Here is a 22,835-nt window from a genome sequence, read left to right as displayed (position 1 = left end):
TTTCTCCGCAAACGCCGGCGCCATCCAGCCATCCAACGTAACACCGCCTGGGCGACTCCAGCCCCTCCCGGACAGACACCCAAAAACAAAGCGACTGGATGCCGAAACATCCAGTCGCTCTTATTTTTATAGCTATTAGCACTTATCCATCAAGCGCCAGAGGGCAACTTTGTTGGAATATTCCCCCCAATCACTAACCCTACCTTTGCGGGAAAGAGTTAGGGAGAGGGGTCGTGCGGTGCAGCTTTACGCTGCCACGGCTTCGCGCTGCGCTTCGGGAGCCTTGGCGCCTTCGGCCGCAGCCACCACCGGCATGCGGATCAGGTGGTCAAACGCACTCAGCGCCGCCTTCGATCCGTCGCCCGCAGCAATCACGATCTGCTTGAAAGGCACCGTGGTGCAGTCGCCCGCGGCGAACACGCCGGGGATGTTGGTGCGGCCGTGCGAGTCGACGATGATTTCGCCGAACTTGGACAGCTCCACCGTGCCCTTGAGCCACTCGGTGTTGGGCACCAGGCCGATCTGCACGAACACGCCTTCGAGCGGCACCAGGTGCTCCACGTTGGTGGCGCGGTCCTTGTACTTGAGGCCGTTGACCTTGCCGTCGGCGCCGGTGATTTCAGTGGTCTGCGCGTTGGTGTGGATGGTCACGTTGGGCAGGCTCTTGAGCTTGTTGACCAGCACGGCGTCGGCCTTGAGCTGGTCGGCAAACTCGATGAGCGTGACGTGGGCCACGATGCCCGCCAGATCGATGGCAGCCTCGACACCCGAGTTGCCGCCGCCGATGACCGCCGTGCGCTTGCCCTTGAACAGCGGGCCGTCGCAGTGCGGGCAGTAGGCCACGCCCTTGTTCTTGTACTCGGCTTCGCCGGGCACGTTGACATTGCGCCAGCGGGCGCCGGTGGACAGGATCACCGTCTTGGACTGCAGCGTGGCGCCGTTGGCCATTTGCACGCTGATGAGGCCACCTGGCTCGGCCGCGGGGATGAGTTTGTCGGCGCGTTGCAGGTTCATGATGTCCACGCCGTAGGCGCGGGTGTGGGCTTCGAGTGCGGCGGCAAACTTGGGGCCGTCGGTTTCGAGCACCGAGATGTAGTTTTCAATCGCCAGCGTGTCATTGACCTGACCGCCAAAGCGCTCGGCAGCAACGCCGGTGCGGATGCCTTTGCGGGCGGCGTACACAGCGGCCGCGGCGCCTGCTGGGCCACCGCCGACGATGAGCACGTCGTACGGTGCCTTGGCGCTGAGCTTAGCGGCTTCGCGGGCGGCGGCGCCGGTGTCGAGCTTGGCGACGATTTCTTCAATCGTCATGCGGCCGGAGCCGAAGACCTGGCCGTTCAAAAACACCATGGGCACGGCCATGATTTCGCGCTCGGTCACTTCCTGCTGGAAGGCGCCGCCTTCGATGACGGTGGTCTTGACCTTGGGGTTGACGATGGCCATGAGCGACAGCGCCTGCACCACGTCCGGGCAGTTGTGGCAGGTCAGGCTCATGTAGACCTCGAAGTTGAAGTCGCCATCCAGGGCCTTGATCGAATCGATCACGTCCTGCTCGACCTTGGGCGGGTGGCCGCCCGTCCACAGCAGGGCCAGCACCAGCGAGGTGAATTCATGGCCCAGGGGCAGGCCGGCAAAACGCAGGCTGTTGGTGACGCCCGCGCGCTGCAGGCTGAAGGATGGCTTGCGCGCATCGTTGCCGTCGGTGCGCAGGGTGATCTTGTCGCTGCGCAGGGATTGGATGGTTGTCAGCAGCTCGCGCATGTCGCGCGCAGTCTCGCTGTCGTCCAGGGATGCCACCAGCTCAAACGGCTGCTGCACGCGCTCCAGGTAGGCGGCGAGTTGGGTCTTGAGTTGTTCGTCGAGCATGGTGGTGTCCTTTGAATTTGGAGTTGTATGTGGGGAGCGTGATGGCAAGCGGGATTCAGATCAAGCCTGCGGGTCAAACTCCGGGCGTAAAAAAGCCGGACGGCACGGCGCACAGGCGCCATGACGCTGTCCGGCTTCAGAGGCCGAGAAAAGCGAATGCTTAGATCTTGCCGACCAGGTCCAGCGAAGGCGTCAGGGTCTTGGCGCCTTCCTTCCACTTGGCGGGGCAGACTTGGCCAGGGTTGGCGGCGGTGAACTGGGCAGCCTTGAGCTTGCGCAGGGTTTCCGACACGTCGCGGGCGATTTCGTTGGAGTGGATTTCCAGGGTCTTGATCACGCCATCGGGGTTGATCACGAACGTGCCGCGCAGTGCCAGGCCTTCTTCAGGGATGTGCACGCCGAAAGCGTTGGTCAGCTGGTGCGTTGGGTCGCCAACCAGGGGGAATTTGGCCTTGCCCACGGCGTCCGACGTTTCGTGCCACACCTTGTGCGAGAAGTGGGTGTCGGTGGTCACGATGTAGACCTCGGCGCCGGCCTTCTGGAACTCTGCGTAGTTGTCGGCAGCGTCTTCGATTTCGGTGGGGCAGTTGAAGGTGAAAGCTGCGGGCATGAAGATCAGCACGGACCACTTGCCCTTGAGGGACTGCTCGGTCACTTCGATGAATTCACCCTTGCCGTCACGGTTGACGAAAGCGGTGGTCTTGAAGGGCTGAACTTGCGTATTGATCAGGGACATTGCTGTTTCCTTGGTGGTTGGTTAACTGAACAGGACTGAAGTCTAGGCTTTTCGAGACCATCAATCCAATTAATTGATTTGATTGAATCAATTGCCTGTGACTATACAGTGACACCCTGCCCTCAGGCCGGGGCGGGCATTTTGCCCCCTTTTAAACCCCCAAAGACCGCCACGAAGCCGCTGCACGAACCACCGCCCACCTGGTCAACCCTTGCGGCATATCAAACATTCAAATACAACTGATTCGCGTTTAGTTTTATCATCTGCCGCACTGCAGCAACGCCGCCCATGCCACTTTGCTGCAGTGGGCCAGCCAAAGCTCGACGCCTCTGAAATATTGGTCAAAACGGCCTGCAGCGCTTTATTGATAAGCGCAAGCAGCTCATAAATTTATAGCAAAGACCTCAAACACCATGTTCCAAACACTTCTGATCTGTTTCCGCGAAGGGCTGGAAGCCCTGCTGGTGGTGGCGATTGCCACCCTGTACCTGCGCAAGACCGGGCGCCTGCACCTGTTGCTGCCACTGCGCGCGGGCGTGGGCGTGGCAGCCCTGCTCTCGCTGGTGCTGGGCTGGGTGCTCTCGCAGGTGGGTGCGCTGTCGCCCGCAGCCGAGGGTGGCATGGCGCTGGTGGCTGCCGCCACCGTGGCCTGGTGCGTGGTGCACATGCGCCGTGCGGGCCAAGGCATGGGCCAGGACATTGCCCAGCGCATGGACCGCGCCAGTGTGCTGGAAGGCCCGCGCGCCTGGGTGGCGGTGTTCCTGTTTGCCCTCTTCATGGTGGGCCGCGAAGGCGTGGAAACCGCCACCATGCTCGCCGCCCTGGCCCGCAGCGCCGAGCTGGGCTACATGGCCTGGGGCGGTCTGGCGGGCCTGGCGCTGGCCATTGCCATCGCCTGGGCCTGGACGCGCTACGGTCGCGCGGTGAACCTTGCGCGGTTCTTCCGCGTCACGTCGTGGTTCATGGCGGTGTTTGCGGTGCAACTGGTGGTGTATGCGTTCCATGAGTTCACCGAAGGCGCAGCGATACCCGGCATCGACAACGCTTACTGGCATGCGGCCACCGAAGATCTGGCCGAAGGCACCATTGCCCAGGCCATCTCGCTGGCCCTGGTGCTGGTGCCCACGGTATGGCTGGGCCTGGCGCACTGGCGTGAGCGGCGCACGGCGCCATCGTCTGCAGCCGCAACCGCCATGGGCACACAGGCCGCCGCGCCACGCGCCGCACAATAGCCCCGCGCACGGCCTGCGCAGCCCCATCGGGCCTACCGGGCCGGATGGGGTCAGCCGGGGTGAACGCGAACGCCTATCAACCTCACACGCAGCCAGCGCGCTCTAGCAGGGATATGCCTTGCGCGTGTTGATATGGCTCACGACAATCGGGGCCGAATCAACACAACACAACAAGGAGTCCCCATGAAAGGTGACGCACAGGTCATTGGCCATCTGCAGGCCCAGCTCAAGAACGAACTCACGGCCATCAACCAGTACTTCCTGCACTACCGCATGCTCAAGCACTGGGGCTTCGACAAGCTGGCCAAGAAGGAGTATTCGGAATCCATCGGCGAGATGAAGCATGCCGACTGGCTCATGGACCGCATCTTCACGCTGGATGGCCTGCCCAACCTGCAGGACCTGGCCAAGATCCAGGTCGGCGAAGACGTACCAGAGATCCTGGCCTGCGACCTGCGCGCCGAACAAGGCGCCCAGGCCACCATCAAGGATGGCATCGCCCACTGCGAAACGGTTCGTGACTATGTCTCGCGCGACCTGCTGCAAAAGATCCTGGACGACACCGAGGAGCACATCGACTTCCTGGAAACCCAGATCGATCTGATCGGCAAGGTGGGCTTGCAGAACTACCTGCAATCGCAGATGGGTGACGTGGAGTAACGCCAAGACTGCACCAGAGCGCTCCACGAAAAGTACCAAGAAGAACAACAAAAAACGGGCCGAGGCCCGTTTTTTTGTGCCCACGCCATCACCAAGCTCCCCCGATTGCACGGGGCTGCGAAGCACAGCCCTACCCCGATGTCACAAGCTGTTGCAAGCACACATCAAACCAGCGCAAATAGCATTTTTATAAATGCGAATGCTTCTCAACAAAAGTAGAATGCGTTCTTACGACCAAGGCCATTCCTTCTTGCAGCTCCCGATCTGCAAGGGCAGGTCCCGTGATTCCCTTTAACACCTAGCCAGCCAGTCAGCCGGGCTCTCCGCCGCTGCAGCCAGCGTTTGTACGTTTGCCGTACGACACCTACTGCCTGGAGCCTTTCTGATGCCGCGCAGCACCGCCAGCCCCTGCCCTGCAGGAGTTCTGCTTCTCTCCTTTTTTGAAGGCCGCACCGCCCTGGGTGCCGCCGCAGGTCGGCCATGAAGGCGGCCCGCGTTGACTGGCGCTACCGCCTGGTCATCACCTCCCGCGCCATGGCGGCCATCGCTGGCGGCTATGCGCTGGCGGCAGGGTTCACCGCTGCGCTTTCGTTGGTGTTGGCGCTGTGGATGCCGCGCGTGGAGGCCGTGCTGACCGCCACCATGCTGGCCTGGCTGGCCTATACCATGGCGGCGGGATGGGCGTTTTATGCGCGCACGGCCTGGGGCGCCTGGGGCGGCACGCTGCTGCCCGCCCTGGCACTGGGCGCGTGCGCCATGGCGCCGCAATGGATGAGGGGAACGCCATGACAACAGCGACCTCCACCGTGCGCAAGAGCGCCGACCGCGAAGGCTTTCGCCAAGCGATGTCGTGGCTGCACACCTGGGCAGGGCTCATCCTCGGCTGGCTGCTGTTTGCGATCTTCCTCACGGGCACGCTGTCGTTCTTCAAGAACGAGTTCAACCTGTGGATGCGGCCCGAGATGCACGGGCTGCCGCGCACCGACGCGGCCGATGCGCAGGTGGCACAGAAGTCCGTGGACGCGCTAGTGCGCAAGGCCCCCGACGTCACCCAGTGGATCCTGCACCTGCCCGATGACCGCGACCCAGCCGTCAACATGCTCTGGCGCGGCACCGGCAACGGGCGCTTTGAAACGCTGCGCATGAACCCGCAGACGGGCGAGCCCATCGAGGCGCGCCAGACCATGGGCGGTGATTTTTTCTACCGCTTTCACTTCGAGCTGCGTACCGCGCAAAAGGGCCGCTGGACTATCCAAGGCCGCTGGGTGGTGGGCGTGGCCACGATGCTGATGTTTGTGGCGCTGATCACCGGCGTGATCACACACCGCCGCATCTTCAAGGACTTCTTCACCTTCCGCCCTACCAAGGGCGGGCAGCGTGCCTGGCTGGATGCGCACAACGTCAGCGGCGTGCTGGTGCTGCCGTTCTATCTGATGATCACCTTCAGCGGGCTGATGATCTTCCACACGCTGTACATGCCCGCGGGCATTGCCGCCAACTACAAGAACGAGAAAGGCGTGGACTCCAACGCGTACTTTGCCGACCTGCAGGGCGAGAAGCCCGAAAGCCGTCCCCGCCGGGGTGCGGGCGACAAGGTGGCGCCCCTGCCCGCCATCACCCTGCAGCCCATCATCGACGCGGCCACCACCCGCTGGCAGGGCGGGCGCATCGGCAGCGTGCAGGCGCGCCGCGATGCCAACGGCCGCGCCGTGGTGGAGGTAACGCGCCACGAAGGCGACCGCCTGCAGTACCGCCCACCGCGCCTGCTGTTTGATGCCACCACCGGCGAGTGGCTGGACCATGCCGACGCCACCAGCCCCGCCGTCAAGACCTATGGTGTGCTGTATGGCCTGCACATGGCGCGGTTTGCCGATGTGGGCCTGCGCTGGGCGCTGTTCGGTTTTGGGGTGCTGGGCAGCCTGATGATTGCCACGGGCATGGTGCTGTGGTCGGTCAAGCGCAGCGCCAAGTCGCAGACACAGGCCAGCCGCCAAGGGGCGGCCAAAACGACCAGCAACACAACCAGCAACGCGCCCGCTGCGCACCCCAAAGCGCCGTTCGGCGAGCGCCTGGTGGCTGGCATCAACATCGCGACACTGGCCGGGCTGCCGCTGGCCTGTGGCGTGTACCTGGCCGCCAACCGCCTGATCCCTGTGGGCATCGAGGGCCGAGCGGATGCAGAGCTGGCCTGGTTCTTCAGCGCCTGGGGCATCACGCTGCTGTGGGCGCTGGCCTGCGCGGTGGTGCGCCCGCACCGCCTGGGCTGGACGGTGCCGCTGGCCGCTGCGGGCCTGGTGTGGGTCGCGCTGCCGCTGATCAACGCGCTGACCACACACACCCACCTGGGCGTGAGCCTGCCCGCGCGCGAATGGGTGTGGGTCAGCATGGACCTGTCGTTTTTGGCCACCGGGCTGCTGCTGGGCTGGCTGGCGTGGCGCGTGCGCCCTGGTCGCACGCCCCGGCGCGGTGCGCCTGCACGGAGTGCGCGACCCGCGCGACCTGCCCCGTCGGTGCCCGTGGCGCCTGCCGAAACCTCCACCTCGGGAGCCTGAGCCATGTCTGCCTTTCTTCTGTGCTTTGCCGCCTGGTCGGCCATTGCGCTGGGCATGGATCGCCACCACGAAGACGCCCTGGGCCAGGAAGGCGCCGCGCGCCGCCTGGTGGCGTTGCGCCGCTCGGGCTGGCTGCTGCTGGTGCTTTCGCTGTGGCTGGCAGCGGCGCACCCGCCGGGGGGCGTGCCTGCATCCCTGGGCGTAACGGCATGGTCCGTGGCCCTGTCGGTGGCCGCCGTGGCGGTCACGGCAACCGTCACCTGGCAGCCCCGGCGCACGCCCGAACTGGCTGGCGCCGCCCTGCTGGCGGGCTTGCTGGCGCGGGCGCTGGGGTGGTGATGGACAGGCTCCACGCTCCCGCAGCCGTGCGCTGAGCCGCTCGGGCTCGAACTCGCTTTTCTGTTTTCACGGCCCCACCACATCCCAGACAGCGGGCCTTCGCGGCGCGCGCCAGGCCACGAGGTGCAAGGGCTTTTCGCCAACCGCGTTGCGCTCACTCCAAGGAAAACCATGCACGCTTACACACCAACCCCCTATCGGCTCCACCCGCTGGTGGCCGCCCTGCTTGCCACGCTGTGTGGCACGGCACTGGCGCAGACGACGGCGCCGCCCCCTGCAGTTGCGCAGACCACGCCGCAGACGCTGGGCGAGGTCACCGTGCAATCCAGCGCGGACGACGACGGCTATTCACCCGCCGCCGCCAGCACGGCCACCAAGGGCAGCGCGCCGCTGCGCGATGTGCCCCAGGCCGTGAACGTGGTGCCCGCGCAGCTCCTGCGCGACCAGGGTGCGCGTTCCATGGAAGACGCGCTGCGCAACGTGCCCGGCGTGGCCATGAGCCACGGCGACGGCCAGCGCGACCAGGTGGTTATCCGGGGCTTCACCGCCATTGCCGACCAGTTTGTGGATGGCGTGCGCGACGACGCGCTGTACTTCCGCGACCTGGCCGACATCGAGCGTGTGGAAGTGCTCAAGGGCCCTGCCGCCGTGCTGTACGGGCGCGGATCGTCGGGTGGCCTGATCAACCGCGTGACCAAGAAGCCCAAGTTTGGCGAGACCTCGGGCGAGGCATCGCTGGGCCTGGGCAATTTCGACTACCGCCGCGCCACGGCCGACGTGAATGTGGGCATCAGCGACACCGCCGCCTTCCGCATCAACGCCGCCGTCGAAGACTCGGGCAGCTACCGCGACCAGCAGTTCGTCAAGCGCCACAACTTCGCGCCCTCGCTCGCGCTCAAGCTCGCGGCGCAGACCGACCTGCTGCTGCAGTACACCAACGCGCGCGACAAGCGCCTGACGGACTTCGGCATTCCCGCACTCAATGGCCGCCCCGTCAACGTGCCCGCGAGCACCTACTACGGCTCCAGCAACGCCGCGCAGGACGACACCACCACCAGCACCATGCAGTCGTTCGCGGCCACGCTGAACCACCGCTTCAACGACGACTGGTCGGTGCGCAACGTCACGCGCCTGTACGACTACACGCTGGACCGCTACAACACCTTGCCCGGCGGCACCACCGACCCGGTGAACCTGACCGTGGGCCGCACGCGCTCGTTCATCCTGCGCGATGAAAAAGGCTTCTTCAACCAGACCGACGTGACGTGGCGCAACCAGCTCGGCGGCTTGAAGCAGGAGTGGCTGATGGGTGTGGAAGTGGGCCAGCAAAAGAAACGCTCCGAGTCCGTCACCGGTGGCGCAGACCGCGTGCCACTCTTCAACCCCGGCAACCGCCCTGCTCCCGCCATCCCAGCGGCCAACTACAACGCCGACAGCGCCATCCCCAGCCACACCACGCAAGACACAGCCGCGCTGTACTGGCAAAACCAGATCACGCTGGCGCCCCAATGGAAGGCGCTGGTGGGCGCCCGCTACGACGTCTTCGGGCAAGAGACCACGTTCGACCGCAAGCTCGCAACGCTCTCGCGCACCGACAAAAAGTTCAGCCCTCGCGCGGGCCTGGTGTGGCAGCCGAGCGATGTGGTGTCGTACTACGTGTCGTACAGCAAATCCTTCCAGCCCTCGGCCGAAGCGTTTGCGCTGGCCGCCAACAACACCGGCGCCGAACCAGAGATCACCGAGAACAAGGAAATCGGCGTCAAGCTCGACCTGCTCGATGGCCGCATGAATGTGACCGGCGCGCTCTTCAACCTGGAGCGCACCAACATCAAGAACACCGACCCCGCCAATCCCGGTCGTCAGATCAACGTGGGCACCCAGCGCACCAACGGCCTGGAGCTGACCGCCAACGGCCGCCTGCCCGGCCGCTGGGACGTGAGCACCGGCTACGCCTGGCTGGACGGCCGCATGACGAAGTCACTGGCCACCACCACATCCACACAGCTGCCCACAGCCGCCATCGCCGCCCAAGGCAAGGTGCCCGCGCTCACGCCGCGCAACTCGGCGTTCCTGTGGGCCATGAAAGACCTGGGCCACGGCCTGCGCGTGGGCGGCGGCGTGAACTATGTGGGTGCGCGCTTCACCTCGCTGACCAATCTGGTCACCCTGCCCGGCTACGCCACGCTGGACGCGGCCCTGCAGTACACGCTGGGCCAGTGGGATGTGGACGTGAACATCAAGAACCTGGCCAACCGCAAGTACTACGTGTCGGCCCACGGCAGCAACGACAACCTGATCCTGCCCGGCTCGCCGCGCGCGGTGCAGGTGACGCTGCGCACGCGGTTCTGACGCTGCGCCTGCAGGCACAGCACGCAAATTCGAAGAATTTTTGGCTGCTAGCGCTTGATGGATAAGCGATAGCAGCTATTAATTTGATAGCAAATATCAAACACCGAGGAGGAGAAGCACCATGCAAATGCACCCACTGGCCTTTGCCGCCCTGCTGGCCACCGTGGCAACGGCGCAAGCACAGACCAGCTCCGGCCCCACCACGGGCACCCCCACCACGACAGCGCTGCCCGAAGTGAAGGTGACCGACGAGGCCAACAGCGCGGCGACCGAAGGCTCGGGCCAGTACACCGCCCGCGAAGTCAGCGTAGGCAAGCTCCTGCAGGCACCGCGAGAGACGCCGCAGTCCCTCAGCGTGGTCACGCGCCAGCAGCTGGATGACCGCAACCTGACCAAGGTGGAAGACGCCATCAAGCTGAGCACCGGCATGACGGTCACGCGCTTTGATGGTGCGGGCAACTACAACACCTTCCAGGCGCGCGGGTTCGATCTGGGCTCCATCCAGCTCGATGGCGTTCCGATCCCCCAGGGCAACTACAGCACGCTCGACACGGCCATGTATGACCGCATCGAAGTGCTGCGCGGCCCGGCCGGGCTGCTGCAGGGCGCGAGCGAGCCCGGCGGCACCGTGAACCTGGTGCGCAAGCGCGCCCCGGCCAAGCTGGCCATTGGCGCCGATGCGGCGGTGGGCTCCTTCGGCCTGCGCCGGGGCACTGTAGACGTGGGCGGCGGCCTCAATGCCGAAGGCACGATCCGCGCGCGCGCCGTCGCGGTGGTGGAAGACAAAGACAGTTTTGTAGACACCCTGTTCAACAACAAGCGCCTGGGCTACGGCACGCTGGAATGGGACATCGCCCCCTCCACCACCGTGTCGGTGGGCGCGGCGCAGCAGCGCGTGCGCGCCGCCATCGACCAGGGCCTGCCCACCTATGCCGATGGCCGCCCGGCCGACCTGCCCCGCAGTGCCTTTGCCGGCCTGCGTGCCAACCGCCAAGACCTGGAGACCACCGACGTTTTCGCAGAGCTGGAGCACCGGCTGGATGGGGGCGGCTTGGTGCGCCTGTCCGCGCGCGACATCGACCGCACGGCGTTCTACCGCTCGGCCCGCGCCAACAGTGCCCTGGCCGCCGACGGCAGCTTCACCATGGAAACCGTGGACGGCGACTTTCACGTGCGCACCCGCAACTACGACGCCTTCCTGGCCACACCGGTGCAGATGGCAGGCCGCACCCACAAGCTGCTGGTGGGCGCGAGCCATAACGAGGGCAAGAGCTGGGACGGCAACTACGCCTACGGCCCCAGCGTGCCGTTCAACCTGCTGCAGCCCCACTACGACCTGGCCTACCCAGACATCCGGCTACCGGGCTTCACCTCGATCGTCACGCGCCGCGAGAACGCGCTGTACGGGCAGGCGCAGATCGGCCTGACCGACACGGTCAAGCTGCTGGCAGGCGGGCGTCTGTCGTGGGCGGAGGTGGTGACGCGCAGCACCAGCACGGGCGCAGTCACCGCATCGGCAGACCCTGGCCGCCAGTTCGTGCCGTCGCTGGCTCTGATGTGGGACTTCCACCCGCAGTACACCGGCTACGCCAGCTATGCAGAGACCTTCGTGGTGCAAAGCCAGCTCAACGCGGCCAAGCAATTGCTTGCCCCACGCACAGGCAAGCAGGTGGAGCTGGGCGTGAAGGGCGAGTTTTTGCACAAGCGCCTGCAGGCCCATGCAGCGCTGTTTCGCATCATTGACGAGAACCGCGCCATCGCCGACCCGGTGGTGGCAAACGCCTACATCGCCGGCGGCAAGGTGCGCGCGCAAGGCTTCGAAACCGAGATCAGCGGCCAGCCCCAGCCCGGCTGGGACATCGTGGCGGGCTACGCCTACAACGACACCCGCTACCTCCAGGCCCCCGTGGCGCAGCAGGGCCAGGTGTTCAGCCCCGTCACGCCGCGCCACAGCGTGAACCTGTTCACCCGCTATGCCTTCACCAGCCCGGCGCTGCGCGGCTTCAGCGTGGGCGGCGGAATGACCTACCGCAGCGAGTTCTTTGCGCAAAGCGGTGCGTTGCGCATCAACGCACCGGGCTACGCAGTGTTCAACGCCCAGGTGGGCTACCAGATCAACGACCACCTGTCTCTGAACCTGTCGGTGGACAACCTGCTGGACAAGACCTACTACGAGAAGGTGTCAGGCATTTCGCGCCAGAACTTTTATGGCGAGCCCCGGCGTGTGACGGTGGCGCTCAAGGCGCGGTATTGAGGCGGGACGAGGGAAAAGACATAGGCATCGGTGAAGATGCCATGCACCTTGAGCCGATTCCGCGCGAGGCACTCCCGCACTGCGCCCGACCGCTCGGCCAGGCTGAGACTGGGTGTGTTGTGCTGGGCCACGACGATTTCAACGCGGCTCAGCTTGAGCTCTGCAAAGGCGAACTGACTGAGTGCCTGAACGGCGGCGAGCGCTGCGCCTTGGCGCTGCCAGGACTGGCGGACCCAGTAGCCCAGGTTGCAGAAGCCGTTGACTAGGTTGAATTGATTGAGGCCGCAGCCGCCCACAAGGGTATTGGACCCGGCGTCGAAAATGCCGAACTCGTAGCTGGAACCGCGCTCCCACTCGGCCTCGCAATGCGCAAACCAGGACGCAGCATCGGCGGTTGAGTAATTGGGATGGGCCCAGGGCATCCACTTCCCGACGGTGGCAGTGGACTCCAGAACGGCCTCGACGAAGGAGGGGAGATCGGATTCAGCGAAGGGGCGGAGCTCGAAACGACCGGAGGCAAGCATGGGGCAGGAACTGCAGAGGTTTAACGTCGAAGCTGACCGGAACGCAGCGCCTTGCGATAGCGTTTGAGGTTCTTCGCCTTGCGTCCCGTCGGAAACTGAGTTAACTCCATGCCGCAGCCAGCGACCGCCAGCGCCGCAGTCAGGTCGGCGGGAAAATGGTCAGACTGTACGACCACATCGCGCATAGCGATCCCAAAGTCCAAAGTCGCGTGCTCCACGCCTGCGACTTCGCTCATGTTCTTCAAGATGCTTGAATGGGCACGGAGAAACTGGATTGCATCGGCCTGTTGCTGCTCCAGGTCTTCAAACTCAGCGTCACTCACCACCAAGGTCAGCCCAGAAGTCACTGCAGGCCGACTATTCGGCCGGGAACTGCGCGGCACACCTCGCCGCCAAATGTTGCACGGTTCAACCGGACTCAGCGCGACGAGGCTTTCCACATCAGCCTCGCGGCCCACGAAATGAATTATGCAACCCATGCGATTCAAGGTTTGTTGAAAGGAGATGAGAGGCGTGACCAGACCGATGGATTATTTTGCGAAATTCGCTTTTTGCTTAGGAATGCGCGCGGACGACACATGCGACTGCAGCTACGAATGCAACGGCAACAAGCGTAGAAATGAGGTACCACAGTACGCGAAGCCCCGAGATCGACCGCTGCTTGGTTTTTTGCTCAACAAACTCATTAGCGTGGCGGAGACCTGGCAAACGGGAGTAGACAAACCCTAGTAGATCCCCGGCCGCGCTGAGCAGGAGGTAGGCCGGTGGAGCAAACATTGCGAGAAGCAGCCAACGGAGCAGACCTTCGGGATGCCCTTGCCACAGGAAAACTCCAGCGCACACAGAGAGACCTAGCCAAATAACGAGGAGCAAGCGTGGTTTCGACATTGATATGCGCTAGGACTGGCTTGGTGCTACTTAACGAATGAGAGTGGCGTCCCCGCCCCGAGCGATGCGCGTAGTTGCAGGGTACGGCACCAAGTGCCGCGATGGGAAGTATGGAGTCTCGTCGACGCAGCCGTTGTTGGAGGGGGCGCCCATGGCAATCAAGCTTGTCGAGCTTGTCAGGCACCGTCCACACCACCCTCGATGATCTCTTGAAGTTGCGAACGCAAACCTTCATAGAGTTCTGTGACGTCCACCTTCTCGCCCCGCTCAATCCGTTTAATGAGCATGTCCTGCGGATGAAAAGTCAAGCTTGACTGCAGATACCGGACGGCCGGGTCTCGACCATATTCATCGTCAATCATCCACCAGTCGTAGTCTGGCTCGGCGTTAACGAAGACTTTTCCAAAGGCTATGCCAAGGGCGTGAATGGTGTATTCCGCCTCTGCATCAATAACGCCGGAGTCGAGCGCTCGCTGAATCAGGTCAAGGTCGCGCTTTGATCCATCGAGTTCAGCATGAAGAATATCCACGATAGCTTGCCGGGCATGAACCAGGGACAGAGCAATCTTTTGCAAGTCGTCCGGAGTCGGGGCTTCAATCATCTGCTTACTCACCTGTGGCAGTAAAAATGTGTCCGGCGGCACTTAGGGAACCATTCCCCGGCGAAGCCGAGCGCATTCGATATGTGAACCGCTTTCATCCCTGTCCACCGTGTGCGTTCTTTCGTTGCTTGGCGGCTCACGATCGAAAGTCTCTACGGTGGACACCCCCCTGAAAAGTCAAACTTTCCCCGGCCCAGCCGGGGGCCTCCCTTTGGAAGCTTGAAGTGCTTTTCGGTAGAAGATTCTGTCGTAGCCCGTCATATGCTTGCGCTCGTACTCGACGTAGCCGATCTTCGTGTAGAGGGCCTGGTTCTCAACCATCTTGGAATTCGTGCACAGGTACAAGCTGTCGAAGCCGCGACGCAGCGCCTCGTGCTCTGCAAACATGAGCAACTCCCTGCCGACCCCGTGGCCGCGCAGATGAGGGACGGTGGCTACTGTGTCGATGTAGAAGCCCTCTGTTGTTTCGTACTGAACGAGCGCGCCGACGATCGCGTTCTCGTACTGCGCGACCCAGACATGACCGTCCTGGGTGTGTGCGTTGAAGTCGAGCAGCATCGGCGCTGGAGGCCTGCCGATCCTAGCGATATAAGGGCTGAAGGCTTCTACGACGCATTGGCGTGCGGCAGGAGCGTCGCCTGCAAGTGCTTGACGGACGATCAGGTCCAAGTTGGGCCTCCAGTGCTCGTTGTGACGGCTAGCTCGCCGTATCCCGCAGAACTTGCGAGACAAGCTCGACGGATCGGAATATTTTGACATGGCACCATCTTGAAAACGGCATCCAGCTTGGGCTGCAGCCAAGCTGCGTGCTTGGGCCAACTTTGGGGCTCAGCTTCAACATGCGTCTATCGAAAGCAGCGGCCATCGTTCGCTAAACCGCTTCGATTTCACACGTTGCCGGTAGATGGCGAAACTCGCTCTGATCGGGTTGTGCCTCACGCGAAGCGCGAACTGTCGCGAACTCTGGCCAGGTTGCCACGCCTTCTTCGAGGGACCCAAGAGGATGCACCAACTGCCCCAGGTTGCTGGCGAACCATTGATGCACCGTGGCTTGGTTGGTGACTTCCCACTGCACCGTCGGCATGATCGCGCGGAGGCGGTTTTCGAGATATGCATCTTGCTCCGGGCCGAGAACTTTGCGGTCAAAGTGGACGACATCGACATCCTCAAGCACCGAGGGGGTTTCAAAGCCATGGAGAGCATCCCACACCAGAGACCGCACGGCGCCAGCGCCAATGCACAAAGAGTCCAATCCAAGAGAACGGACCGCCAACAGCGCTGCGATCAAGTGGCTTGAAGAGCGCACCATGGCCACAAGCCGCCGTTCAAGCTCCGGTCGTGAAGTTTCGTTTCCGTGCATAGCTTCACAGGAAATTAGGCGGAAATTTCTGGTGCATGGTTCTGGCAGAACGTAGCACTTTAGCCCTTGCGCAGAGGCCACCGACCGCCAGCTCTGCAGAGGGTTCATCCAGCCTCTCGAATCACTTTTCTGCACCATCTACTTGCGGTTTTCGCAACCGCCTGAATCACAACATCACCACAAATACAAACAATTCCCATTTGCAATGTAAAATTCAGTTTCCGCAAGCCACAGCCTCCCCCTTAGACCTGCTCTAAGGCTGCAGCCAGCACCCACCGTCCTTCGATGTATTCGGGTTGTCTGGCTTGAACCACTTCTTCACTCCTTCTGCTGCCGCCATTGCCGCCTCTGCGCTGTGGGCCGGCCCTGCGGGTGTGCGCCAGCCCAGCCCTTGCCACCCCGCCCCCACGCCATGCTGAGCCCCACCGCCCTGCGCCGCTGGAGCTGGACCCACAAGTGGTCCAGCCTGGTGTGCACCGTCTTCATGCTGCTGCTGTGCCTCACCGGCCTGCCGCTGATCTTTCACCACGAAATTGGCCACCTGCTGGGCACCGAGGTCGAGGCGCCCGCCATGCCCGCCAAGACGCCGCGCGCCAGCCTTGACAAGGTGCTGGCCACCGCGCAGGCACTGCACCCGGATCGTGTGGTGCAGTTCGCGTCGCACGCCGAGGACGATGACAACGTGTGGTTCGTCACGCTCACGCCCACACCGGCGCCCACGGACGATTTCCGCTCCGTGGCGGTGGATGCGCGCACGGGCCAGGTGCTGGCGCAGCCACGGTTTGACGAGGGCTTCATGTACGTGATGTTCAAGCTGCATGTGGACCTGTTTGCGGGGCTGCCGGGCAAGCTGTTTCTGGGCTTCATGGGCTTGTTGCTGCTGGTGGCTATCGTCACCGGCGTGGTGCTGTATGCCCCCTTCATGCGCAAGCTGGCGTTTGGCGAGGTGCGGCGGGACCGCTCCACGCGCGTGAAGTGGCTCGACCTGCACAACCTGCTGGGCATCGTCACGCTGGTGTGGGCGTTTGTGGTGGGCGGCACGGGCATGATCAACACGTGGGCCGATCTGCTCATCAAGTACTGGCAGTACGACCAGTTGTCGGTGCTGCTCAAGCCCTATGAGGGCCAGCCCATCGTGCCCGCCGCAGAGCGCGGGCCGCTGCAGCAAGCGCTGGAGGTGGCGCAGGCCCAGGCGCCGGGCACCAAGCTGTCGTTCATTGCGTTCCCGGGCACGGCGTTTTCCAGCCCGCATCACAACACATTCTTCCTGCGGGGCAACGAGCCGCTCACCTCGCGCCTGCTCAAGCCCGTGCTGGTGGATGCGCGCACGGCGCAGGTCACAGCAGCGCCCCAGCTGCCGTGGTACCTGACTGCGCTGCTGGTCTCGCAGCCGCTGCACTTTGGCGACTACGGCGGCATGCCGATGAAGATCCTCTGGGCGCTGCTCGACATTGCCACCATCGTGGTGCTGGGCAGCGGGTTGTACCTGTGGTTGCGCAAAGGTGCGCAGGCGGGCAACGCCAGTACCAGCACCGCCACGGCGGCCGCCACCGTGCACGGCCACACCGGCCTGCCGCCAACGGCTGCCGCACGCACTGGCGGCGCGCTGCCAAGCACGGAGGGCCGCGCATGAAGGCGAGCCCTTTCTGGTCGCTGTGGGGCTGGCCCCTCGTGATGGGTGTGCTGACCACCACCGGCCTCATCACGGCATTGGTGTCTGACACCTGGGGCGACTGGTGGTCGTGGGTGGGTCTGGGCATTCCGGTGGCGGTGATGGGCTGGACCTGCTGGCCGCGCACCACGCCAAAGGCCACTGCGCAACGCGCCCATGACAAACCCCACAGCGATGCCGACGAAGCGGGCACCAACGCCAACGCCACGCCACTCTGAACATTCCCCGCACCTTCACCACGCCATGCGCAATCCCCATTCCCCTCGCCGCCCTGCCCTGACCCCAGCCGCACTGGCCGCCGCCCTGCTCTTCACACTGGGCGCGCCTGCCGCATGGGCGCAAGCGACGACCAGCGCCACCGAGCCCGACGGCAAAACCCTGTCCACCGTCACGGTGAACGCCAGCGCCGACGCATCGGCCCAAGGCCTGTCGCCCGCCTACCCCGGCGGCCAGGTGGCCCGTGGGGGCCGCGCGGGCATCCTGGGCACCAAGGACGCGATGGACACGCCGTTTTCCATCACCAGCTACACCAACGAACTGATCCAGGACCGCCATGCCCGCAGCGTGGGCGATGTGCTGCAGAACGACCCCACGGTGCGCGTGGCACGTGGCTTTGGCAATTTTCAGGAGGCGTTCTTCATCCGGGGGTTCATCCTCGATTCGGACGACACGGCCTACAACGGCCTGTACAGCCTGCTGCCGCGCCAATACATTGCCACCGAACTGTTCGAGCGTGTGGAGGTGCTGCGCGGTGCATCGGCCTTTTTGAACGGCGCCAGTCCCAACGGCGGCGGCCTGGGCGGCAGCATCAACCTGCTGCCCAAGCGCGCGCCCAACGAACCCTTGAACCGCGTGACCTTTGGCGTGGCCAGCGGCGGCCAGACGCAGGTGGCGGCCGACATTGCCCGCCGCTTTGGGCCCGATGGCAATACGGGCATCCGCGTGAATGCTGCTGCCCGCAATGGCGGTACGGCGGTGGACCACGAAGACGTGCAGCTCGGCCTGCTGGCCGTGGGCCTGGACTGGCGCAGCCGCGATGTGCGCCTGTCGGGCGACATCGGCTGGCAAGACCACAAGCTCAAGAACACCCGCACCAACGTCACGCTGGGCAGCGCTGTGACCACGGTGCCGAGCGTGCCCGACAACCAGACCAACTTTGCCCAGCCCTGGAGCTACTCCAACGAACGCGATGTGTTCGGCACGCTGCGTGGCGAGTGGGACCTGTCGCCCAGCACCACGGCCTGGGCTGCGGCGGGCGCGCGCCGTGGCGAAGAAGCCAATTCACTGGCCAACCTCACGGTGACCAACGCCGCCGGCGGTGCCGCCACCACCTACCGCTTTGACAACACCCGCAAGGACAGCGTGAACACCGGCGAGCTGGGCCTGCGTGGCAAGCTGCAGACCGGCAGCGTTGGGCATGAATGGGTGGCGGTGGCGTCGCACTACGACTTCGAAAAGAAGAACGCCTACGCCATGGACTGGCGCAACACGCACGCCACCAATCTTTACAACCCCATAGCCACCAGCCTACCGGGGTTCAGCGCCAACACCCTGTTTGGCGGCGATCTGGCCAATCCCCTGCGCACCGGCAGCACCCGCCTAACCAGCTTTGCGCTGGGCGACACGATGGCTTTCATGGACAACCGCCTGCTCTTCACCGTGGGTTTGCGCCACCAGAAGATGGAGATCGCCAATTACGACTACGGCACCGGGCTGCAGACCGACCGCTACGACCAGAGCCGCACCAGCCCGCTGCTGGCGGCTGTCTACAAGGTCAACAAGGGCCTGTCGGTGTATGCCAACTATGTGGAAGGCCTGAGCCAGGGCCAGACCGCGCCCAGCACGGCGACCAACCGGGGCGAGATGCTGGCGCCGTATGTCTCCAAACAAAAGGAAGTGGGCATCAAGTTTGACGCCGGCCGCGTGGGCGGCAGCGTGGCGCTGTTCTCCACCACCAAGCCGCGTGCGTTTTTGAACGCGGCCAACCTCTTCAGCACCAGCGGCAAGGACCGCCACCAGGGCATCGAGCTGGCCGTGCAAGGCGAGGCCACCCAGGGCCTGCGCCTGCTGGGCGGCCTGACCTGGCTGGATGCCAAGCAGCTGACCACCGGCGCTGCCGCCACCGACGGCCAGCGCGTCATCGGTGTCCCCAAGCTGCAAGCCAACCTGGGGGCGGAATGGGACGTGCCCGGCGTGCCGGGCCTGGCCGTGGACGGCCGCTGGGTGCACACCGGCGCCAGTTATGCCAACGCCACCAACACCCTGCGCGTGCCCGGCTGGAACCGGCTCGACGTGGGTGCCCGCTATATGACGGAAGTGCAAGGCAAGCTCGTTACGCTGCGCGCCCGCATCGACAACCTGACCAACCGCAACCACTGGGCCTCAGTCGGCGGCTACCCCGGCTCGGGCTACCTGGTGGTGGGTGCGCCGCGCACCTTGTCGCTGAGCGTGAGCGTGGACTTCTAAAGCGGCAACCCGCGCCACACAGGCACTGCCAAGACCCATTTCAGGGTCAAAAAGCCACCCAGCGCTTATCCAACAAGCGCAGGCAGCTATCAAAAAATGAGTTTTTTCCCCCGTAGCGCCGGGGGTGTGGAGCACTGCGCTCCGCTGTTTTTTGCTGTCACTAAAACCACCGAAAGGAAAACGTCCATGTCCTCGAACCAACGCCTCCAAGCCCCGCTGCTGTCCGCCCTGCTGGCCTGCGGCGCCCTCACCGCGGTGAACTCCGCCCAAGCCCACCAGGTCTGGCTCGAAAACGCTGGCGGCCAGGCGCGCCTGCACTTTGGCGAGTTCAACGAGAACCTGCGCGAGACCTCGCCCGGCCGGCTGGACCAGTTCAAGGGTGTGCCTGCACTGGAACAACAACGCGCAGGTGCCGCCGCCCAGCGCGTGGAAGGCCAGCTCGCCAAAGACGCTTTTGTCTACACCACCACGGGCACGCCCGACACCCTGTTCGCCGCCGCCAGCTACCCGCTGATCGACCGCAGCAAGCGCAACCTGCCGGCCATGATCTGGCAGCCCTCGGCCCGCTGGGTGGCCAGTCTGGCCAAGCCCGTGGCACCCACCGCGCCGCTGGACCTGGTGCCCACCGGCAAGCCCGGCGAGCTGAAGGTGGTCTACAAGGGTGCGCCGCTGCCCAAGGCCAAGGTGCAGCTGGCCGCCCCGTCGGGCTGGACGCGCGAAGCCGAGGCCGGTGAAGACGGCACGGTGACCTTCGTCACCCCCTGGAAGGGCCAGTACGTGGCCGAGGTAAAGCACAGCGACAAGACCCCCGGCGAAGTGCAAGGCGAGAAGTACGGCGAAGCCAGCTACGTGACCACGCTCACCTTTGTGCTGGCCGACGGCATGGCGTCGCCCGCCCTGCCCGAGCCGCCCAAGGCCCACTGAGCCCCGGCTGCCGCCACCGCCGATTTGCTAGCCGCACAAACCACCGCCCTCTCGCGGCGCGTGGTACTGCCTTGGCACGCTCGGGCGGCTGGCATTCCTATCACTAAAAATGGGCTGTAGCGCTTTACGTAAAAGCGCCGACAGCTATTACTTCGATAGCGCCATGATTCACCCCAATCTCTTGCGCACCGCGGTGGCGCAAGCCGCATTGCTGGCTGTGTGCGGCACCGCGTTCGCGCAGAACAGCACAGCATCCGCACCTATACCCTCCGACGCTCCAGCAGCCGCCCCCTCCTTGCGCCAGGTCGATGTCATCGACTCCACGGCAGGCGAAGCCGCCACGCCCGCACGGCGCGCGCAAAGCAGCTCGCGCCTGGGCCTGTCGGTGCTGGAGACGCCGCGCTCGGTCAGCGTGATCGACAACGCGCTGCTGGAGCAGCAGATGGCCACCACCGAGCGCGATGTGCTGCGCAATGCCTCGGGCGTGTCCTCGCGCAGCGAGTACTACGGCTCGTACTCACAGTTCTCCATCCGGGGGCTGTGGGCCAACAACACCTACAACTTCCTGCGCGACGGCGCCAAGTTCGTCCACCTTCTGGATCCACCGCTGTTCAACGTCGAGCGGGTGGAAGTTATCAAGGGCCCGGCCGCGCTGGAGTTTGGCCAGGTCGCACCGGGCGGCCTCGTCAACTACGTGAGCAAGCGCCCCCAGGCCGACCCACTGCGCACCGTGAAGATCGGCGCAGGCAGCCATGGCTGGCGCAGCGCCGACTTCGACCTGACCGGCCCGCTCACCACCGATGGCACGCTGCGCTACCGCCTGGACGGCGGCGCCAGCCGGGGCGGCAGTTTTGTGGATGGCAACACCCCGCGCAAGCAAGGCATTGCGGGCAGCCTGGAGTGGCAGATCACGCCCGACACCGTCTGGCGCGCGCAGGCCGAGACCCAAAGCATCGACGGCACTTCGACCTCCGGTTTGGCCGTGCCCGACCCCAAGAATCCACGCAGCGCGGATGTGCTGCCGGTGGGCGCGTTCTACGGCGAGCCCTGGTTGAAAACCGATGGCCATCTGCGCTTTTATTCCACCGAGCTGCAGCACCGCTTTTCGGACCAGCTGGAAGGCCGCGTGCACCTGTCGCGCAACGAGACCTTTCGCAACGTGAACATCGTGTCGCCCATGGGCCCGGTGACCAACGGCCGCGTGGCGCGCGGCTACTGGATGGCGCCGGGGCAAAAATACACGTCGGACACGGCTCTGGCCGAACTGCGCGCGCAGCTGCAGACCGGCGCGGTCAAGCACACGGTGCTGGCAGGCCTGGACTGGCGCGCCATTGCGGGCTTCTATGGCGCGCGCACCACAGGCAACCTGGGCGCCATCGACCTCTACAACCCCGTTGCAGGCCTGGTGCCACCCGTGGCCTCCACCGGCGTGGGCAAGCTCTCCTCCGACGCCCGCAACACCGGTGTGTTTGTGCAAGACCGGATGGTGCTGGGCGATTTCGGCCTGTTGCTGGGCCTGCGCCACGACCGCTTCAAAGACGCCTACACCACGCCCGTCACCGACGTGAGCAAGACACAGCCGAGCGCGGCGATCAGCTGGGAGCCCCGCCCGGGCAGCATGCTCTACGCGAGCCATGCGCGCTCTTTCCAGGCCAACTCGGGCACGATGGTGTGGGGCGCGCAGTCGGCCCCGCCCTCAGAGGGCAAGCAGCTGGAGGTGGGCTGGAAGCAGGAATGGCTGAACCAACGCCTGATGACCACCGTGTCGGCGTTTGACCTGGAACTGACCAACGCCCCCGCCACCGACCCGGCGCACCCCGGCTACTCGGTGCTCACCGCACGCCAGCGCATCAAGGGCATCGAGCTGGAGCTGCAGGGCCGCATCACGCCCGGCTGGACGGTGACGGCCCACGCCAGCTTCCACGACCCCAAGGTGCTGGCCGACACCACGGCCGGTGCCAACGTGGGCAACCGCGTCGAGCGGGCCACGCGCCGCAACGCATCGCTGTGGACACAGTACCGCCTGCCGCAACTGCCCGGCCTGTGGGTGGGTGGTGGCCTAGTGCACCAGGGCGACAAGTTCACGGCCAACGACAACAAGTGGCGCCTGCCAGGCTACACCGTGGTCGACCTGGCCGTGGGCTACCAATTTGCGGGTGGCGTGCGGCTGCAGGCCAACCTGAAGAACGCGGGCAATCGCCGCTACTACATCGACGGCACCACCACCGCCGCCGGTTTTGGCGCCGTGGTGCCCGGCACGCCACGCAGCCTGCAGGTGTCGCTGGACTACACGTTCTGAAGACCGGCGCCAAGGCTGCGCCTGTCCCATCGCCAGCCCCGAAAGCCAAGCGCTCCTGGCACTCCAGGCGCGCCACGCGCCGTGCCTGGCCTTCGGGCCCGCCCCCTTTTTT

At 64.7% G+C, this 22,835-nt stretch carries 19 protein-coding genes; 12 read left to right on the top strand and 7 right to left on the bottom strand.

The features are described 5' to 3' along the window. Positions 1 to 246 precede the first annotated feature (246 nt). Complete coding sequence (ahpF, locus tag LPA35_RS24175) at positions 247 to 1,866, bottom strand: alkyl hydroperoxide reductase subunit F (RefSeq protein ID WP_228899544.1); 1,620 nt, start codon at positions 1,864 to 1,866, stop codon at positions 247 to 249. Between the two features lie 160 nt (positions 1,867 to 2,026). Beyond that, positions 2,027 to 2,602, bottom strand: a complete 576-nt coding sequence (ahpC, locus tag LPA35_RS24170) for an alkyl hydroperoxide reductase subunit C (RefSeq protein WP_055398629.1) — start codon at positions 2,600 to 2,602, stop codon at positions 2,027 to 2,029. A 413-nt stretch (positions 2,603 to 3,015) separates the two neighbouring features. On the opposite strand from ahpC, the gene LPA35_RS24165 reads away from it, so the two are divergent. From LPA35_RS24165 to LPA35_RS24135, 7 genes are all read left to right on the top strand, one after another. Continuing rightward, on the top strand, positions 3,016 to 3,834 hold the full coding sequence (locus LPA35_RS24165) for an FTR1 family protein (RefSeq protein WP_228899542.1): 819 nt from the start codon (positions 3,016 to 3,018) through the stop codon (positions 3,832 to 3,834). 183 nt (positions 3,835 to 4,017) lie between these two features. Next, on the top strand, positions 4,018 to 4,494 hold the full coding sequence (gene bfr / locus LPA35_RS24160) for a bacterioferritin (protein WP_055398627.1): 477 nt from the start codon (positions 4,018 to 4,020) through the stop codon (positions 4,492 to 4,494). A gap of 480 nt (positions 4,495 to 4,974) precedes the next feature. Then, positions 4,975 to 5,283, top strand: a complete 309-nt coding sequence (locus tag LPA35_RS24155; RefSeq protein ID WP_228899541.1) for a DUF3649 domain-containing protein — start codon at positions 4,975 to 4,977, stop codon at positions 5,281 to 5,283. Further along, positions 5,280 to 7,046 (top strand): PepSY domain-containing protein, encoded by a 1,767-nt coding sequence (locus LPA35_RS24150; protein WP_228899539.1) that lies wholly within the window; start codon positions 5,280 to 5,282, stop codon positions 7,044 to 7,046. The genes LPA35_RS24155 and LPA35_RS24150 overlap by 4 nt, the downstream gene beginning before the upstream one ends. 3 nt (positions 7,047 to 7,049) lie before the next feature. Beyond that, positions 7,050 to 7,385, top strand: a complete 336-nt coding sequence (locus LPA35_RS24145) for a DUF3325 domain-containing protein (RefSeq protein ID WP_055398625.1) — start codon at positions 7,050 to 7,052, stop codon at positions 7,383 to 7,385. A gap of 171 nt (positions 7,386 to 7,556) precedes the next feature. Then, positions 7,557 to 9,734 carry a TonB-dependent siderophore receptor gene (locus tag LPA35_RS24140; protein WP_228899537.1) on the top strand — a complete coding sequence of 726 codons (2,178 nt, stop codon included), beginning with the start codon at positions 7,557 to 7,559 and terminating at the stop codon, positions 9,732 to 9,734. A 121-nt stretch (positions 9,735 to 9,855) separates the two neighbouring features. Then, positions 9,856 to 11,988 (top strand): TonB-dependent siderophore receptor, encoded by a 2,133-nt coding sequence (locus tag LPA35_RS24135; protein WP_228899536.1) that lies wholly within the window; start codon positions 9,856 to 9,858, stop codon positions 11,986 to 11,988. Here LPA35_RS24135 and LPA35_RS24130 read toward each other — a convergent pair. From LPA35_RS24130 to LPA35_RS24110, 5 genes are all read right to left on the bottom strand, one after another. Further along, positions 11,940 to 12,512, bottom strand: coding sequence for a GNAT family N-acetyltransferase (locus LPA35_RS24130; protein ID WP_228899533.1), 573 nt, complete (start codon positions 12,510 to 12,512; stop codon positions 11,940 to 11,942). The two genes, LPA35_RS24135 and LPA35_RS24130, sit on opposite strands and share 49 nt — an antisense overlap. Positions 12,513 to 12,532: 20 nt before the next feature. Beyond that, positions 12,533 to 13,000 (bottom strand): hypothetical protein, encoded by a 468-nt coding sequence (locus LPA35_RS24125; protein ID WP_228899526.1) that lies wholly within the window; start codon positions 12,998 to 13,000, stop codon positions 12,533 to 12,535. A 576-nt stretch (positions 13,001 to 13,576) separates the two neighbouring features. Next, the gene (locus tag LPA35_RS24120; protein ID WP_218300650.1) at positions 13,577 to 14,002 is read right to left on the bottom strand and encodes a DUF3806 domain-containing protein; all 426 of its coding nucleotides are present in this window, start codon (positions 14,000 to 14,002) and stop codon (positions 13,577 to 13,579) included. A 177-nt stretch (positions 14,003 to 14,179) separates the two neighbouring features. Further along, positions 14,180 to 14,671: a GNAT family N-acetyltransferase gene (locus LPA35_RS24115; RefSeq protein WP_228899523.1), complete on the bottom strand. Its 492-nt coding sequence runs from the start codon at positions 14,669 to 14,671 to the stop codon at positions 14,180 to 14,182. A gap of 202 nt (positions 14,672 to 14,873) precedes the next feature. After that, on the bottom strand, positions 14,874 to 15,362 hold the full coding sequence (locus LPA35_RS24110) for a nucleotidyltransferase family protein (protein ID WP_370641512.1): 489 nt from the start codon (positions 15,360 to 15,362) through the stop codon (positions 14,874 to 14,876). 412 nt (positions 15,363 to 15,774) lie between these two features. On the opposite strand from LPA35_RS24110, the gene LPA35_RS24105 reads away from it, so the two are divergent. From LPA35_RS24105 to LPA35_RS24085, 5 genes are all read left to right on the top strand, one after another. Continuing rightward, positions 15,775 to 16,995 carry a PepSY-associated TM helix domain-containing protein gene (locus LPA35_RS24105; RefSeq protein ID WP_370641511.1) on the top strand — a complete coding sequence of 407 codons (1,221 nt, stop codon included), beginning with the start codon at positions 15,775 to 15,777 and terminating at the stop codon, positions 16,993 to 16,995. Next, positions 16,992 to 17,252 (top strand): hypothetical protein, encoded by a 261-nt coding sequence (locus LPA35_RS24100; RefSeq protein WP_228899519.1) that lies wholly within the window; start codon positions 16,992 to 16,994, stop codon positions 17,250 to 17,252. Before LPA35_RS24105 ends, LPA35_RS24100 begins: the two co-directional genes overlap by 4 nt. 25 nt (positions 17,253 to 17,277) lie before the next feature. Further along, a complete protein-coding gene (locus LPA35_RS24095) occupies positions 17,278 to 19,500 on the top strand; it encodes a TonB-dependent siderophore receptor (RefSeq protein ID WP_228899516.1) in 2,223 nt (740 codons plus the stop codon). 186 nt (positions 19,501 to 19,686) lie between these two features. Next, positions 19,687 to 20,424 (top strand): DUF4198 domain-containing protein, encoded by a 738-nt coding sequence (locus tag LPA35_RS24090; RefSeq protein ID WP_228899513.1) that lies wholly within the window; start codon positions 19,687 to 19,689, stop codon positions 20,422 to 20,424. A 163-nt stretch (positions 20,425 to 20,587) separates the two neighbouring features. After that, positions 20,588 to 22,723, top strand: a complete 2,136-nt coding sequence (locus LPA35_RS24085) for a TonB-dependent siderophore receptor (RefSeq protein WP_228899509.1) — start codon at positions 20,588 to 20,590, stop codon at positions 22,721 to 22,723. The last annotated feature ends 112 nt before the right edge of the window (positions 22,724 to 22,835 follow it).

Source organism: Acidovorax sp. Leaf73, assembly GCF_916855635.1.
In the GTDB taxonomy this organism is placed as follows: domain Bacteria; phylum Pseudomonadota; class Gammaproteobacteria; order Burkholderiales; family Burkholderiaceae_C; genus Acidovorax; species Acidovorax facilis.
Note: the sequence above shows the minus strand (reverse complement) of the source record. Positions and strands in the feature narration are given on the sequence as shown.